Annotated in this window: 15 protein-coding genes; 10 read left to right on the forward strand and 5 right to left on the reverse strand. The window is 59.7% G+C overall.

Annotated elements, in window-relative coordinates; all coding sequences use genetic code 11:
• Positions 1-73: 73 nt before the first annotated feature.
• Positions 74-1,057 (forward strand): L-lactate dehydrogenase, encoded by a 984-nt coding sequence (locus BN3002_RS02475; RefSeq protein WP_058236451.1) that lies wholly within the window; start codon positions 74-76, stop codon positions 1,055-1,057.
• 1 nt (position 1,058) lies between these two features.
• On the opposite strand, the gene lexA is transcribed toward BN3002_RS02475, so the two are convergent.
• Positions 1,059-1,757 carry a transcriptional repressor LexA gene (lexA, locus tag BN3002_RS02480; protein WP_058236452.1) on the reverse strand — a complete coding sequence of 233 codons (699 nt, stop codon included), beginning with the start codon at positions 1,755-1,757 and terminating at the stop codon, positions 1,059-1,061.
• A 200-nt stretch (positions 1,758-1,957) separates the two neighbouring features.
• On the opposite strand from lexA, the gene BN3002_RS10990 reads away from it, so the two are divergent.
• Both BN3002_RS10990 and nrdR read left to right on the forward strand, forming a co-directional pair.
• Entirely contained in the window at positions 1,958-2,440 is a 483-nt protein-coding gene (locus BN3002_RS10990) for a LysM peptidoglycan-binding domain-containing protein (protein ID WP_070725911.1), read from the forward strand.
• Positions 2,441-2,527: 87 nt separating this feature from the next.
• Positions 2,528-3,151: a transcriptional regulator NrdR gene (gene nrdR, locus BN3002_RS02490; protein ID WP_058236861.1), complete on the forward strand. Its 624-nt coding sequence runs from the start codon at positions 2,528-2,530 to the stop codon at positions 3,149-3,151.
• Between the two features lie 44 nt (positions 3,152-3,195).
• Here nrdR and BN3002_RS02495 read toward each other — a convergent pair whose 3' ends face one another.
• The 3 genes from BN3002_RS02495 to BN3002_RS02505 form a co-directional block, all read right to left on the reverse strand.
• Complete coding sequence (locus BN3002_RS02495; protein WP_058236453.1) at positions 3,196-5,007, reverse strand: AMP-binding protein; 1,812 nt, start codon at positions 5,005-5,007, stop codon at positions 3,196-3,198.
• A gap of 81 nt (positions 5,008-5,088) precedes the next feature.
• Entirely contained in the window at positions 5,089-6,294 is a 1,206-nt protein-coding gene (serA, locus tag BN3002_RS02500) for a phosphoglycerate dehydrogenase (protein ID WP_058236454.1), read from the reverse strand.
• Positions 6,295-6,326: 32 nt separating this feature from the next.
• Entirely contained in the window at positions 6,327-8,612 is a 2,286-nt protein-coding gene (locus tag BN3002_RS02505; protein WP_058236455.1) for a HelD family protein, read from the reverse strand.
• A 157-nt stretch (positions 8,613-8,769) separates the two neighbouring features.
• On the opposite strand from BN3002_RS02505, the gene BN3002_RS02510 reads away from it, so the two are divergent.
• Positions 8,770-10,002: a PAC2 family protein gene (locus BN3002_RS02510; RefSeq protein WP_058236456.1), complete on the forward strand. Its 1,233-nt coding sequence runs from the start codon at positions 8,770-8,772 to the stop codon at positions 10,000-10,002.
• The gene (locus BN3002_RS02515) at positions 9,995-11,242 is read left to right on the forward strand and encodes an MFS transporter (protein ID WP_074026155.1); all 1,248 of its coding nucleotides are present in this window, start codon (positions 9,995-9,997) and stop codon (positions 11,240-11,242) included. The genes BN3002_RS02510 and BN3002_RS02515 overlap by 8 nt, the downstream gene beginning before the upstream one ends.
• Here BN3002_RS02515 and BN3002_RS02520 read toward each other — a convergent pair.
• Complete coding sequence (locus BN3002_RS02520) at positions 11,217-12,038, reverse strand: spermidine synthase (protein WP_058236458.1); 822 nt, start codon at positions 12,036-12,038, stop codon at positions 11,217-11,219. The genes BN3002_RS02515 and BN3002_RS02520 overlap by 26 nt on opposite strands.
• Before the next feature lie 45 nt (positions 12,039-12,083).
• Here BN3002_RS02520 and dinB point away from each other — a divergent pair, with 45 nt between their 5' ends.
• The 5 genes from dinB (at position 12,084) to ftsL (ending at position 16,179) form a co-directional block, all read left to right on the forward strand.
• Positions 12,084-13,355, forward strand: a complete 1,272-nt coding sequence (gene dinB, locus BN3002_RS02525; protein ID WP_058236459.1) for a DNA polymerase IV — start codon at positions 12,084-12,086, stop codon at positions 13,353-13,355.
• A 46-nt stretch (positions 13,356-13,401) separates the two neighbouring features.
• Positions 13,402-13,836: a DUF3040 domain-containing protein gene (locus BN3002_RS02530; protein ID WP_058236460.1), complete on the forward strand. Its 435-nt coding sequence runs from the start codon at positions 13,402-13,404 to the stop codon at positions 13,834-13,836.
• A 420-nt stretch (positions 13,837-14,256) separates the two neighbouring features.
• Positions 14,257-14,688: a division/cell wall cluster transcriptional repressor MraZ gene (mraZ, locus tag BN3002_RS02535; RefSeq protein WP_058236461.1), complete on the forward strand. Its 432-nt coding sequence runs from the start codon at positions 14,257-14,259 to the stop codon at positions 14,686-14,688.
• Positions 14,689-14,800: 112 nt separating this feature from the next.
• Positions 14,801-15,784 carry a 16S rRNA (cytosine(1402)-N(4))-methyltransferase RsmH gene (gene rsmH / locus BN3002_RS02540; protein WP_058236462.1) on the forward strand — a complete coding sequence of 328 codons (984 nt, stop codon included), beginning with the start codon at positions 14,801-14,803 and terminating at the stop codon, positions 15,782-15,784.
• Positions 15,781-16,179 (forward strand): cell division protein FtsL, encoded by a 399-nt coding sequence (gene ftsL / locus BN3002_RS02545; protein WP_058236463.1) that lies wholly within the window; start codon positions 15,781-15,783, stop codon positions 16,177-16,179. The genes rsmH and ftsL overlap by 4 nt, the downstream gene beginning before the upstream one ends.

Raw genomic sequence — 16,179 nt, forward strand, 5'->3', positions numbered from 1 at the left:
ACCACTTCTCAAAATTCATCTGATTTGGGATGATGGTGCCGGATCGGAATGAAGGAGGCATCAGGTGCACCACATGACTGCTCAAACCTTGTACCCCTCAGGGACGGAAGGACACCCGTCGAAAATCGCGGTGATCGGGGCTGGAGCGGTTGGCACCGCAGTCGCCTATGCGTGCGCCATGAGGGGCGACGCCCGCACCATCGTCCTCCAGGACATCAACAAGAAAAAGGTCGAGGCTGAAGCGCTCGATATCGCTCACGGCATCCAGTTCACCCCATGCGGCGCCGTTGAAGGATCCGACGATGTGGAAATCGTGCGAGGATCCGACCTGGTGATTGTCACCGCCGGCGCGAAGCAGAAACCGGGACAAACCCGCCTTGAGCTGGCCGGCTCCACCGTCAACCTCATGAAAACCATCGTGCCGAACCTGCAGAACGTCGCACCGCACGCCCGCTTCATGTTCATCACGAACCCCGTTGACATCGTGACCTATGCGGCGCTGAAAATCATGGGTGTTCCACGCAACCAGGTCTTCGGCTCGGGCACCGTGCTGGACACATCGCGCCTGCGCTACTTGGTTTCGCGCGAAACCGGAGTGGCCACACAGAACATCCACGCCTACGTGACAGGCGAACATGGTGATTCAGAGGTGGCACTGTGGTCATCCGCTGAAATTGGAAACGTGCCGATCCGGCACTGGGGGCCCACCCTGAGCGGCAGGCTCTTCGACAGTGATCTGCGCAAGGAAATTGCGGAAGAAGTCACTCAATCGGCCTACAAGATCATCGAAGGTAAAGGCGCCACGAATTACGCGATTGGCCTGTCGGCAGCTAACATTGCCCGCGCGGTGCTGCGAGACGAAAACCGAGTTCTGACGATCTCCTCGCTGCTTGAAGACTGGGAAGGCATCTCAGATGTCTGCATGGCTGCACCCACCATCGTTGGGCGAATGGGTGCAGGACGGGTGCTGAACCCGCCGCTGACGCTGGCTGAGCGCGACGGTCTGACCGAATCAGCCCGACGCTTGCGTGCTGTTGCGCAAGAGCTCGGGTTCTGACCTACAGGCAGCGGATCACGGTGACGACGAGGCCGAGGATCGTTGCCTCGTCACCAGGGATCGGACTGTAGGACTCGTTTTTCGGCAGCAGCCACACATGACCGTCGGCGTGAGACAGAATCTTGACAGTTGCTTCACCATCGATCATCGCGGCAACCGTCTGCCCGTCAACAGCGGTGGGCTGAGAGCGTACCACGACATAGTCACCATCAAGGATCCCCGCATCAATCATTGACTCGCCGTTGACACGCAGCATGAACACGTTGCCTTGCCCCGTCAGTGAGGTGGGAAGCTCGAACGTGTCCTCAACATGCTGTTCTGCCGTGATAGGCGCGCCGGCAGCGATCTGCCCGACGAGGGGGACAGGAACTGTGTCCTGGTCAGCATGGCTGACCGGGATCTCGATTTCATGGACAGTGGCAGGTGCCTGATCCTGAGCATCGCGGGGATCGCGGGAATCTCCAAGACCCTGCTCCGTGAGTTCAATGCACCGCGCCTGGCCAGGAAGACGACGGATAAAACCAGCCTCCTCCAGTGCGTCAATATGATGCTTCACTGTCGAGGGGGAGGCCAGCCCCACGTTCTGTGCAATCTCACGCACCGAGGGAGGGTAACCGCGTTCGCGGATACTCTCACGAATCGTGTCGAGAATCTCACGCCTGCGACGGCTTAACGTCGCCTCATCCGTCTTCTTCGCCATCGATCCTCCCGTTTATGCAGGTCAATCAGTATTTGGAACGCAAATGCACATGGTCGTTGTTTCACTGTGTTTACAGGGTACCGAAGACTTAGGCAAATGTGAAACATTTGTTCGAGCAAGTCTTGTTGCCCTCATAAAATGATGATATCGTACAAGTGTTCGACGAACATTTGTACGACGATTGAAAGTGAGGGATTCTCATGAGCGCTGCGATTCTTGGAGCAGCTCGAACCGAACACTCCACAACGCGTCATGCTGCGAATCTGCATGTGGTGGACACCGGCGAACTCGCAACAGTTCGTGACATCTCCACTGCACCGTCTCTTCAACGCAAGCGTGCTCGCCTGCTGGAAGAAGACCCCGCCATTCGTCGTCATCCTGTTTTCGCGCGACATCGCGAGGCAGCCACGCCGCGGCTCACTCTTCGCTCTGTGGTGTGCACACTGAGCACATTGGCTGCCGCCACGACACTGAGCGTGGGTGCCGGTCTGTATTTCCAGCCAGACGACTACTCGGGGCCGACCGTGGCGCATTCGGTGACGAATGGAGAGTCAGTGTGGAGCCTTGCTCAAGCCGTGGATACTTCCCGCCCGCTCGAGCAGGTTGTTGTCGACATTGAGCGCCTCAATGACATTGACGGTCCCCTTCAGGTGGGGCAGCGTCTGCAAATCCCAGCAGAGTAGGATTGCGAGCCTGTTGTCACTGTGTCTCGTGTTGCAAATGAGGTGTGAAAACTCGTAGCGTTGAGCTAACACTAGATGGAGGCTCGCGTGCACTGCCCCTTTTGCCATAATCCTGACTCACGTGTCGTAGACACCAGGATCGCTGATGACGGAGCGTCAATTCGACGCCGCCGCGAATGCACTGTGTGCAAGAAGCGCTTCACCACGATTGAAACCTCCTCATTCCAGGTCGTCAAAAACTCAGGAGCCGTTGAGCCTTTCTCCCGAAACAAGGTTATCGCCGGCGTGCGTAAAGCATGCCAGGGAAGGCCAGTTACAGATCACGACCTCGCATTGCTCGCTCAACAAGTAGAAGAGCATCTGCGATCCAGTGGCGTCTCGAACGTCTCGTCAGAAGAAGTGGGCAAAGCAATTCTGCCGTTCCTGTCTCAACTCGATGAGATCGCATTCCTGCGGTTCGCATCTGTCTACCGCTCGTATAACTCGCTCGAAGACTTCGAAGATGCGATTGCGCAACTGCGCCTGCAGCGCCAGGAAAATGACGATGCTGACAAGACGGCCGATGACAAGGAAGCAACGGTGTCTACCCCCGGCAACACCCGCGACAGTGCGGCTGGGGTACCGCAGCACACTGGAGTGCACAAGCAGCACGCCCGAAAGCCTCGCAAGAAGCAGATCAGAGAAGAAGAGCCCACACTGCTCGACTCCTAATCGCCAGCGTGGGCCCCTACAACCGACTCCTACAACCGAGCGGCCTACTTGTCGCTGCGGCTCGAATCCTGATCGCGGTGCGAATCTCCCTGCCGTTTATCACGCAGACGCTCCACTGCAGCAGACACGGCAGACTGAGCCTGGTCGACAACCTCCTGGGCCTGCTGCGCAAGGTCAGCGGCACGCGACTGCATCGACAAAATATCCTCACGCACCCTGCGGCGCATCACCTTGCCGATCTGAGAGCGCGGCAGCTCATTGAGGACAACGAGCTGGCGTGGCAGCGCATAGTGCGACAGTGACTTTTCAGCCCAGGTGCGAATGTCATCCAACGTGACAGAGGCGCCCGCCTCCAGCACAATCGCTGCAGCAACCGACTCGCCTGACTTCTTGTCAGGCAATCCCACCACGGCAACATCGCGAACACCTGGCATTGAGCGCACCGCATCTTCAACCTGGCTCGGGAACACCTTGAAGCCCGACGAATTGATCATCTCCTTGCGGCGGTCGGCCATCGTGATGAAACCGTCATCAAGGACCACCAGATCGCCCGTGCGCAGCCACCCGTCAATCAGTGTCTGTTCGGTTTCATCCTCACGGTTCCAATACCCGGCAAACACCTGGGGACCTTTGACGATCAATTCACCGATCTGACCGTCGGGAACATCCTCGTCAATGTTGTCAGGATTGACAATTCGCACCTCGGTGGACGGGAAGGGCAGACCCAGCGTGCCGGGGCGGCGCGCGGGGGAAAGCGGCGAACCCAAGATAATCGGGCTTGCTTCCGTCATGCCGTAGCCCTCCACGATCAGGCCCCTGCTGGTTTCTTCCCAGCGGGCCGCAAGCTCACCATCCAGCGGCATCGCGCCCGAGATCGCAAATCGGACTGACGTGAGATCGGAATCAAGTTCTTCTGCCGCATCCAGGATGCGCTCATACATCGGCGGAACGCCGACGAAGAAGGTACACGGCAAACGCTTTTGTGCAGTCAGCAACATCGCGGTGTCGAACTTTGGGAAAAGCGCCAACGTTGCGCCCAGGCGGATACCTGCCATAAACGAAACACCGAAGCCAAAGGCGTGGAAGAGGGGGAGCACGCAGTACACAACCTCAGAGCCCTCGTGCAGATCTGGAACCCAGGCAATATCCTGCGCCACATTCGCCATGATGTTGCGGTGCGTAATCGTCGCAGCTTTCGGAGTGCCTGTCGTGCCGCCTGTATGCAGCAACAGCGCAGCATCGTCGGGGCGAGCAGGACTGTCACCGGACATCGGCTCGGCATGCTCAACCAACTTGTCCCACGAGGGTACATAGGCGGGAACTGGAGCGGAGATCTCCTGACGTTTTTCCCGCGCAGCCTTAACCGGCAAGCTCAGCAGGAAACGCGTCACCTTCGGCATGGCGTGCGTCAAATCCATTGCGAAAACCCTGCCGGTTCCGCGCAGAAAAGCCAGCTTGTCCACCACTTTTTCCCACGCGATAGCGACGCGCGCACCATGACGGTCAAAAGATTCGTGAATTTCGCGCTCAGGTGCCAGCGGATTGTGCTCCACCACAACAGCACCCACGTACAGCGCTGCGTACACCGCCACAATGTGCTGTGGGCAGTTCGGCATCAGAATTGCCACGCGATCGCCTGGCCGCACACCGGCTCTCTTCAGCACCGTCGCACCCTGCCGAGCCTGCTTCACCAACTCCTGATAAGTAGTCGGGCGTGAGAAGAAATCTAGCGCCACGCGGTTCGGATAACGCGAAGCGACATCCTCAAGAACGTCGGTTATGCGGTGGTCCTTGATGTCAACAGAGTAAGGAATGCCAGGGGCGTACCCAGCCTGAAGCTGGTGCATCAGTGTCATTGTTCCTCCTGGATCGTGCCACTAGAATTTACCTACCCTACGGTAGCGTAGGTTGGCAGGCCAGGAGAAACGCGTATCACACTACAAACTGGTCACGGTCAGACGAATCGTATCGTCCATCGACTCAATGGCATGAAGAGCCTCACGCGGCAATTCCGAAGAAATGTCGGTCAGGGCGTAGCCCACAAACCCCTGCGTCGACAGAATCTGGCCGTCAATGTTGGCCCCGGACTCAGCAAATGTCTGGTTGATCAAAGCCAAAACGCCGGGCGTATTGCGGTGAATGAGCGCAATCCGGTAACGCGACTGTGCCGAAGCCGCAAGCTGCAGATTCGGCAGATTCACACTCATATCCGTCGACCCTGTCGCCAGATAATCGCACAGCTTTGTTGACACAAAGTGTCCGATGTCCAGCTGAGCCTCTTCGGTGGAGCCGCCCACGTGCGGCGTCAAAATCACGTTATCCATCCCCACCAGCGGCGAGGAGAACGGCTGGCCATTCTTCTTCGGCTCCTGCGGGAACACGTCGATAGCGGCGCCCGCCAGATGACGAGACAACAAGTGTGAGCGCAGCGCGTCAATATCCACCACGAACCCGCGCGACAGGTTGATGAAAACCGCCCCGCTCTTCATCATGTCGAATTCTTTTTCGCCAAATAGATTCCGGTTCTGCGGTGCGCCGTCAACATGGATCGACACAATATCCGCCTCACGCAACACCGATTCCATCGTCGGCATCTGCGTGGCGTTGCCCAGGGCGAGTCGCTCCGCAATGTCGTAAAAAATAACGTTCAGCCCCATCGCCTCGGCCAGCACTGACAACTGCGTGCCGATGTTGCCGTAGCCGATAATGCCGAGGGTGCGTCCGCGCACCTCGTGCGATCCGTCCGAACTCTTCTCCCACACGCCGCGGTGCAGACGCGAGTTCTTGACCGTGACACGACGCGTCAAGTCAATGATCAAACCGATCGCCAGTTCCACAACCGAACGGGTGTTGGAATACGGAGCGTTGAACACGGCGATACCGTGCTTGGTGGCCGTGGAAAGATCAATCTGGTTCGTCCCAATACAGAAAGCACCAATTGCTTGAAGCTGAGGGTTCGCTTCAATGACACGCTGTGTGACACGGGTCTTGGACCGCACACCCACCATGTCAAAACCGTGAAGCGCCTCAATCAACTCATTTTCGTCCAGGGCACCGCTCACGCGTTCAACCTCGACATTGTGATCTGCGAAGATTTGATCAGCGTCAGCGTGAGGATTTTCAAGCAAGAGAACACGAGTCATAAGCTCATATTCTCACAAAGGTGACCTGAAAGTCAGTTTTGTTCAAGTCCGGACAGAACCTGTCCGCTGGAGACGATATGCAGGCGCTGAGTGGATCGCGTCAGCGCCACAAAAAGATCACCCGGCCCGTCGCCCAGAATCTCAGAAGGCTCCACCACGATAACTGAGTCAAACTCCAGCCCCTTCGCAGCCGTCGCACTCAGCACTGCGACCCGCTCACTGAGAGTGGTGTGCCCATCTGTGTCAGCGTTCCACTGGTCGGCGCGCTCCGATCCCATGATGATGGCCAGGCGCCCTCGTCCAATCCCAACTGTGTGGTCAAGTACGGACAATTCTCGCCGGATCGCCTCACGCGTCGGCTCCCACATGTCGTCTGTTTCAGGTGACGAGGGTGGCTGGTGCTCCTGCGCGAGATGCGTGAGCTCATAGGCATCGGTCACATCACGCACAGCCTGAAGCTCACCGGACATGGGTTCGCCTACCGCCGCCATAACGCGCTGAGCACGGTCAATGAGCTGGCGAGGCGTGCGATACGAGATCGTCAGCACATACTCCTCGCTCAAGGCGCGCGCAGCTGGCCCAAGAGCCTCGTGCCACGTGGACGGGCGATCATGTCCGCGACGCTGATCGAGATCACCGACGACAGTAAACGAGCGGGACGGGCAGCGGCGCAACAGAGCGCGCCACGCCATAGGGGAGAGCTCCTGAGCCTCATCCACGACGATATGCCCATATGTCCACGACCGGTCGCGTCGCGCACGCTCAGCCAGTGACGAATGAGATTCCCCTTCACGTGTCGCATCAGCCAGCATCTGAGCCGTGACGATACCGTCGCCCAGGTTTTGGCGCTCAATGGCTTCGCGCGCATATGCCAGACGCTCGGCGCGCTCATTATCCTCACGCTCACGCAAGGCCGAGGATGTCCCCAGCAGCTCCGCACACTCATCAAGCAGAGGAATATCACTGACTGTCAGCGGGGAACCTTTCGGGCGCCGAAGCCCAGCAATCTCATCGAAAGTGAGGCGATTGGGAACCGAAGCGTTGAGCTGTTCCAGATAGCCCGGGCGAGCAAAAATCCTCTCCAGCAACGTGAGCGGAGAAGTCGGCATCCACGCCAGGTTGATGGCGCGACGAGCATCCACCGAATCACGGATCTCCTGACGCCACATCTCCACGTCGTTGCCGTCCACGTCATGCACCCCTTCGCGCGAACGGCGATCACGTTCATCGGCAGCCAGTCGGCGCGCCAGAACATCCATGAGCTCCAGCGCAAAACCGTCACGCGCCTCATTGTGGGGCTTGCCCGTGCGGCGGGCGTGAGCATGCGCGGCGCGGATGTCCTCTACGGTCAGCGTGACGGTGCGTGACCACACGCGCAGCTCCTGATCAGCGTCAGGTACGCGCTGCAGCCCCTTGACTGCGCGGCGAATAATCGACTGCCACACCGCCTTGCCTTTGATGCGTGCCACGCGCTCGCTGTCGTGGGCCTGTGCATGGAATCCGGGCAGCAGGTCACCCATCGTCACGGACACGACGCCTGTTTCACCTAGAGACGGCAATACCTGCTCGATGTAGCGCAGGAAAACGTGGGAGGGGCCGATCAGGAGGACACCGGAATGCTGGAGCCTGTCACGCTGTGTGTACAGCAGGTAGGCGGCGCGATGCAGCGCAACAGCGGTCTTCCCGGTTCCCGGACCACCCTGAACGATGACCAGGCCGGAATCTTCTGAGCGGATCACGCTGTCCTGCTCGGCCTGAATGGTCGACACAATGTCGGTCATGTGGCCCTGACGGGCTTCGCTCAGTGCGGACATGAGTGCGCCTTCGCCCTGGAGCGTCATATTCCGCTTGTTTGCGGCCTCCTGATCCAGTGCTTCATCTTCGATTGCGGTGACGCGGCGGGCTCGGGTGGTCAGGTGGCGCCGCCGGATTACACCCTGTGGATCAATGGCCGTCGCCTGGTAAAAGGGTCGCGAAGCGGGGGCGCGCCAGTCAATCAGCATGGGTTCGCCCTCGGCAGTTGAGATGCCGATGCGACCCACATAATGAGTGAGATCATCTTCCATGTCGATCCGGCCGAACACCAGGCGGTCCTCCACCTGATCGAGGCGCTCACGCAGGTCAGAAAAGTGTGCTGAGAGCACGTCACGTTCTGTGAATCCCTGAGCGTTGCCGACACCATGCTGGCGGTGGGCGCGTTCCTGCGCCAGACGGTACTCATCCTTCAACTGGTCAAGTCGGTGGTACGTCGCATCAACGACAGCCTGCTCATGAGCAATCTCGGGGTCCTGTGAGCCTGCGTCGACGGGTTCGAACATGCATCCTCCTGGCTAACTGACGGCATACTATTGTGCCCTATCTGGAGGACTTCGGCATATACAGCGAGATAGAAATTTCACCTTGTAGCTCAAAGCTCGCCTGAGGGCACGGATTTGGGTACCGTGGTAGTAACGACACAGCTGAAAGGAGGCAGCGATGGCTGACAATACGCTTGATCAGTTCCTGGACGACCAGGAAGCGTACGACGACGGCCCCGCCAAAGGCGCGCGTGCCCCCATTTTGCTGACACACTTTGACGGTGCGATGGATGCGGGAACCGCCGGCCACCTCGCAATCGAGCAACTGTTGCACACGCTGGACACCCAACGCGTGGCCACGTTTGAGTCGGACATGTTCATCGACTACCGCTCACACCGCCCTGTGATGAATATTGACGACTGGGTGACAACCTCTCTTGAAGTGCCTGAAATTGCACTTGACCTGGTCTACGACGATGCGGGAGTGCCGCTGCTGGTTCTCCACGGGCCTGAACCCGACGCGAAGTGGGAAACGTTTGTCCGAGCCGTGTCCCACCTTGCCGAGCAGGCAGGCGTGGAGATCTCGTTCTCGCTGCACGGCATCCCTTCCGGTGTGCCGCATACCCGCCCCACACCTGTTCATATGCACGCCACAGACGGCTCCTTGTTGCCTGAGCAGCCGCAGATGTCGGGAACGATGCGCTTTCCGGCACCCATGACGTCATTCCTGCAGTCCCACCTGGCCAGTCAGGGCATTGACGGTGTGACCATGCTGGCGGCAGTGCCGTATTACATGTCTGACACGCAGTACCCGCGTGCCGCTTCAGCGCTGTTGACCTCGCTGTCGGACTACGCTGACCTGTCTCTTCCGGTTGGCGATCTGGAGCGCGGTGCCAGCGAGGAGATTGACCAGGTAACTCAGCTCATTGAGGCCAACGAGGAAGTCTCGCGTACCATCGCCGCCCTCGAAAAGCACTATGACGCGCTGGCGACCGCGTCGAACAGCACGGAAACCTTCCGACTGCCTGACTCGGAAAGCTCCGCAATGTCGGCGGAGGACATTACCGAGACCATCGAGGAGTTCCTGCGTACCCGCTCACAGCGTTCAGCCGAGGCTGACGCGACCAGCGCGAACACCGACGAGACAACGCAGGGTGACGAGGAGGATCAGGTCACCATTGATGATGTCCTCGACCGCCTCGAAGAAGGTTCCTTCCACGCGCGTCCTGCTCGTGGCGCCGAAAGCGAATCATCGGCGCGCCCATCACAGGGCCAGCGCGAAACTGTCGAGGATGTTCTGCGACGCCTGCGTGACCGCGGCAACGACAGTGAGGCAACCGAACGTAACCAGACCCTGCGCCACCGTGCCGATCCGACATGGGGACCCCCTCAGCAGCCATCCGATGACTAGGCGGGCACTTCTCGTCTGGACGAGCGCCATGTTCGCCTACATGCTGGCCGTTGCTGCACGTACATCCCTGGGCGTTGCCGGTATTGAAGCGATGGATCGTTTCGCCATGCCCGCATCCGTGTTGGCTGCGTTCTCCTCCGTGCAGCTGTTCGTCTACGCTGCGATGCAGATCCCATCGGGACTTGCGCTGGATCGGTGGGGGCCGCGACGCGTTCTCATGGTCGGCGCAGCCCTCGTGTCCATCGCCCACATTGCCATGGCGTGCGCGACGAACCTGCCGCTGGCATTTGCTGCCCGCATTCTGCTGGGAGTGGGTGACGCGACGGCCTTTATTTCTGTGCTGCGCCTGGTACCGAGCTGGTTCACCCCATTTCGCGTACCGCTGATGACTCAGCTCACCGCAATTGTCGGACTGCTCGGTCAGGTGGTGTCAGCCGTTCCCTTCCTGTGGGCGCTGCGCGCCTTCGGCTGGACTCCAGCCTTTTGCATCCTGGCGGGTATTGGATTTTCGGCAACCCTCCTCATCGGATTGGCTGTTGCGGACAAACCCGGAGCGAAACGTGAGCGTTCAGATCAGCAGGGGGAGCACGCGCTGACCACCATTAAGTTCGTCATGCGTGACCCGTCGACATGGCTCGGGTTCTTTGCCCACTGGACAGGCGGAATGCCCGGCATGACGTTCACACTCTTGTGGGGCGTTCCGTTCATGACTCTCGGCATGGGACTGAGCCCCGCTGTCGCCTCAGCGGTGCTCGTAGCATTCACCTGCGTCAATATTGCGATCGGTCCAGTTGTCGGTCAGCTGACCGCGTTACGACCCGGTGGCAGAGTTCTGGGCGTGTTGGCCGCGGCCGCTGCCTCCACCTTCGCATGGGTCATCGTGCTGGCTCGCGTGCAGCCTGCCGGTGCCTGGGCAGCATTCTTGCTGGGAATCGTGCTTCCCGTCAGCGGCGTCGCTTCAACAATTGCATTCGACTTTGTGCGCCGCTCTTCACCCGAACACCGCCTGGGTACGGCAACCGGAACGGTCAATATGGGCGGTTTCGTTGCCACGATCGTGACAGTGCAGGTCATCGGCGTCGTCCTTGACCTGTTGAACCCAACACGCGAATACGGGTGGAGCGAGTTCCGCGTGGCGATGTCCATCCAGGCCATCACACTGCTCATCGGGGTGATCGGTGTGATCGTGAATGCGCGGCGTGCTCACGTACGCATCATTCGCCCTGTGGATCTTCCATAGGCCGAGCCCCCGCAATCCACTGGTTTAACGACTTACCTGCCATGATGCGCGCTGGAAGTGCGAGCTTGCGCAGCAGCCGGTCCAACTGGGCAACATCCAGCGGCGCAAAGTGCGGCAACTGGTCGCGGACCGTCTTCCGTCCGGCCACCATGACATTGCCCCACCTGCCTGAACGCGCCACCTTCGGGTCCGCAACGGCGACAACTTCGCCGAACGCCTCGCTGATTGCAGCAACGTCAGGGCGCCCGTTTGCCTTCCCACCGTGCGGCACGTTGGCCACGTACAGTCCACCCGGTACGAGGGCATCCCATGCTGATCGAGCCGCCTGAAGCGTCATCAACTGGCGGGGCACGCTCTGATCGGAAAAAGCGTCACGTACGATGACGTCCCACCGCTCAGGGCGTGTCGAATCGAGGACCTGGCGCCCTTCGCCCACACGTATCTTGAGTTGAGGCGAGCGCGGCAGATCAAACAGGTCACGCACGGTGTGCGCCAGATCTTCATCGATTTCAACGACGCAATGGCGCGACTGTGGACGCTTGATGCTCCATGCCCATGCCAGAGCGCAGCCGGCTCCGCCGATATGGAGGACACGCACCGGCTCAGGTGATGGTGCAAGCGCTTCGAGGGCGGCATCCATATGCTGCATGTATTCAAATTCGAGCACCTCAGGATGGTCGACATCGACACTGGAGGACTCCGCACCGTTGACGAACACTGTCGCATGGGAACCATCCCACGTCACCCGTGCCGAGCCAGTGGAGATCGCAAATTCGTGAGCGTCGCGTGAAGACATACCCGTTACTGTAACGCCCCTAAGATAGTGATGAGGGGAGGAGCCATGTCGAACGCGCCGCGCGACAAGCGCGCCAAACGCAACTGGGGCGATGACGATTCAGCCACCCCGATCATCCACGTGGATATGGACTCCTTCTTTGCTTCGGTTGAACTGCTGGAAAATCCGCAGCTGCGTGGCAGACCGCTGATCGTCGGCGGATCAGGAATGCGGGGCGTGGTCACATCCGCAACCTACGAAGCACGTGAATTCGGAGTGCGTGCCGGTATGCCGATGGCGCGGGCGCGCGCACTGTGCCCCAGTGCGCAGGTGGTCTCCGGACGCCGGGAAATATACAGCGCATACTCGACGCGCGTGATGGCGATCCTCGCTCAGATCACGCCACTGGTTGAGCAGGTCAGTATTGACGAGGCCTTCCTGGACGTCGCCGGCGCCAGGCGCCGGCTCGGGTCACCCACCACGATCGGACATCTCATCCGCAGGCGAATCAGGGAGGAGGTCGGCCTGCCGGCCTCAGTCGGGATCGCTTCCACGAAATCCGTTGCAAAGATCGCGTCATCACACGCCAAGCCGGACGGACTGCTGCTGATACCTGAGGATCAGACGGTGGCATTTCTGCACAGTTTGCCAGTGGGCGTGTTGTGGGGCGTGGGAGGTCGAACGCTGGATGTGCTGCAGCAGGAAGGCGTTGAACGTGTCGCCCAGTTGGCGCAGATGCCGATGACACGGTTGACGAAGCTGTTGGGAGTGGCCAGTGCGCACCACTTGCACGACCTGGCGTGGGGCATCGACCGCAGGCGCGTGCATGTGGAACGCGAAGAAAAATCGGTCGGAACCGAAACAACCTTTGAGACGAACGTGACCAGTCGGCGTGACCTTGAGCAGTTCATCGTGCGAGCCGCCCACAAGTGCGCTCGTCGACTGCGAGCAGGCGGACAGGTGGCGTGGACGGTTACGATGAAGATGCGCGATGCCTCATTCCGCACGATCACACGATCCGCCACACTGGTGGCGCCTACCGATGAAGGCCGCGTCATTGCCCGCGCTGCCCACGACCTGTTTGCAGCCGAAGTGATGCCGAGCGGGGGAGTCAGACTCATGGGCGTGCGAGCCGAAAATCTGCAGCTGCGCCGGGACGGCGTGGCGGTCCTGATGGACAATGACGGGCGCTCGCGGGCTGTGGAGGAGGCGATGGATCACGCCAGTGAGCGTTTCGGTGACGGAGCATTGCGACCAGCTTCTTTGCTGGGCACTAGCGTCAAAAAAGACGATGTGTCGCCTGCAGATCGTGGCCCGAATGGTCTTAGGGAACCTTAGACCGTTACACTGGATCCGTAACGTCCACAGCCGAAGGAGGTGCGCGATGGCCCTGTCCGACTATGAAAAAGAAATACTCGAACAAATGGAGAGCCAGCTGCGTGAGGACGATCCGGAACTCGCCTCGACCATGTCGGCTCGCACCTCGCGATCCTCACGTGCACGTTCCTCGTACGACACTTCCGCTGATTCCCCTCGGCGCTCCAAACTCTCCCCGCGCAACATGATCCTCGGCGCTTTCTTCGCTGTCATCGGCATGTGTGTGGTGCTAGGTGGTGTGACGCTCGGTTACGGCATATGGTCGATCCTTCTGGGAGTGCTCGGATTCTGCATCATGGTCGCCGGTATTCTCTTCGCGTTGCATACGCGCCCGGTGGATCCCGCCTCGTCGAAGAAGTCTGGCACGAAGCCGTCCAGTGGACGTTGGACGGATTTCGTTGCGAATCAAAATCGCCGCTGGGACGAACGCGGCCGCGACTAGTCACTGCACACTCGCCGTTCCTTCGTTCTCCATTCTTGCCGCCGCTCATTCTTTTGTGCCCTCATCGACGAGGGTGACTGACGTGAGTTGGCGCTGGCTGCCCACTGATATCACCGCGCCGCGAATGTCGTGGACGTCCACCACTGTGCACCACTGCGTGTGCTGACCCCTCATCGATGAGGGAATACCCCTGCGAAATCTGCAGCCTCGACCCTGATATGCCTCGATGTGGCACATATTCATGCCCGTCAACACCCGGCGTTGAGAATTTTCCCTCCACCTTCCTCCACCCTGATTTTTACGCGATTTTCCAACGTTTATTTTCAAAATAAACCGAAACATGGGCGCAAAATGTTCCCATAGTGGTTGAAAGTGGGTTAAAGTGGAGCTGCGTGTCACGGAGGGGAAGGGAGGTGTGGCATGTTCCTGGGAACGTACGAGCCGAAGCTCGACGACAAAGGGCGTGTCATTCTGCCTGCTCGTTTCCGTGATGACATGGAAGGTGGAATCGTCCTCACCCGTGGTCAGGAACACTGCATCTACGCATTCCCTGCCCATGAGTTTGAGTCCATGGCACAAGAACTGATGCGCGCGCCCTTGTCATCGAAACAGGCGCGCGACTGGGTTCGCGTCATGCTCTCAGGTGCCTACAAGGAAATTCCAGACAAACAAGGACGCGTTGTCGTTCCAGCTGACCTGCGAGCATACGCCGGACTTGACCGGGAACTCACAGTCATCGGAGCTGGCGCACGTGCTGAAATCTGGGACACCACAGCGTGGCGCGAGTACCTCACCGTCCAAGAAGATGTTTTCGCCAATACAGCGGACGAAATCATCCCCGGAATGTTCTGACCCCACCGTGCCCTCCGCCCGACGCTCTGACATCACTTCCCCGATGGCAGATCGGCGGGGGAGAAGCAGGTGGGAAGAACGCACACAGGCAGATCACGGACAAGGAGGCGACGTGAGCGCAGAAACTACACGCGATGCAGCTCAGCTGCACACGCCCGTCCTTGTCGACCAGTGCATGGATCTGCTCGCCCCTGCCCTCACTCGGCCCGACTCTCTTCTGATCGACGCCACCTTGGGAATGGGCGGTCACACGCACGCAGCCTTGACACGCTTTCCCTACATCCGTGTGGTCGGAATTGACCGCGACCCGCAGGCCATTGCGCTGGCAAGCGAACGTCTGCGCGAATTTGGACAGCGCTTCGAAGCCGTGAACACAACATACGATCAAATCGGCCAGGTCATTGACGACCACTCGGCAGACGGACTGGCAGATGCCGTCCTGATGGATCTGGGCGTCTCCTCACTGCAGCTCGATGAGACAGAGCGAGGCTTTTCCTATGCGCATGACGCACCCCTCGACATGCGCATGGACCCGACCCGTGGACGCAGCGCAGCCGAACTCATTGCAGATGCGAGCGTGCAGGAACTGACGGACATCCTGCGCACCTTCGGGCAGGAACGCTTTGCGCACCGCATCGCCACGTTGGTTGTCAAAGAGCGCGCCGAGCAGCCCATCACGAGAACCGGACAGCTGGCGGATCTGGTCAAACGCGCCATCCCTGCGCCGGCACGCCGCACGGGCGGAAACCCCTCCAAACGCACGTTCCAGGCGCTGCGAATTGCCGTCAACAGCGAGCTGGACATTTTGCGGGCCGCCATTCCGCAGGCACTGAGCCATCTGCGCGTGGGCGGACGAATGGTTGTCGAAGCCTACCAGTCCCTCGAAGACCGCATCGTCAAAGAGATCTTCGCTCAGGGCGCCCGTGACAATGCGCCGCCCGGACTGCCGGTGGTGCCTGAGTCCATGAAAGCGACACTGACACTGGTCACACGTGGCGCTCTTCAAGCTGACAGCGCTGAACAGGAATCCAACCCTCGATCACGATCCGTGCGCGTGCGCGCCGTCGAAATCCGTTCCCCATGGAGGCCACAATGACAAACGAAGCAGTGGCGCGTACACGTCCAGCATCCCGTACCCGCGAGACGCTGCGGCCCACCCTGCACCTGATCGAGGGAAAGATTCCGCAGCGCTCAGTCATCCCGCTCGCACTCCTGGCGATCGCGATTCTGCTGGCGGCAATTGTCGTGCCGCTGGTCGTCAACACGCAGATGGCTGAAACTGCGTTTGAGATCAGGGAGATGCAGCTGGAGGTCAACGCGCTAGATGCTGAAGCGTGGACCCTGCAGACGCAACTGCACAACGCATCGTCACCTCAGGCCCTCGAAAAATCTGCACGCGATCTTGGTATGGTTCCGGCAGGACCCACCGGGTTCGTCACGTTGTCGAACGGCACCGTCGAGGGCGGCCAGGCCGCTTTTCGTAGTGAATAA

Origin of the sequence: Actinomyces ihuae (assembly GCF_001457875.1) — a bacterium.
GTDB lineage: Bacteria > Actinomycetota > Actinomycetes > Actinomycetales > Actinomycetaceae > Pauljensenia > Pauljensenia radingae_A.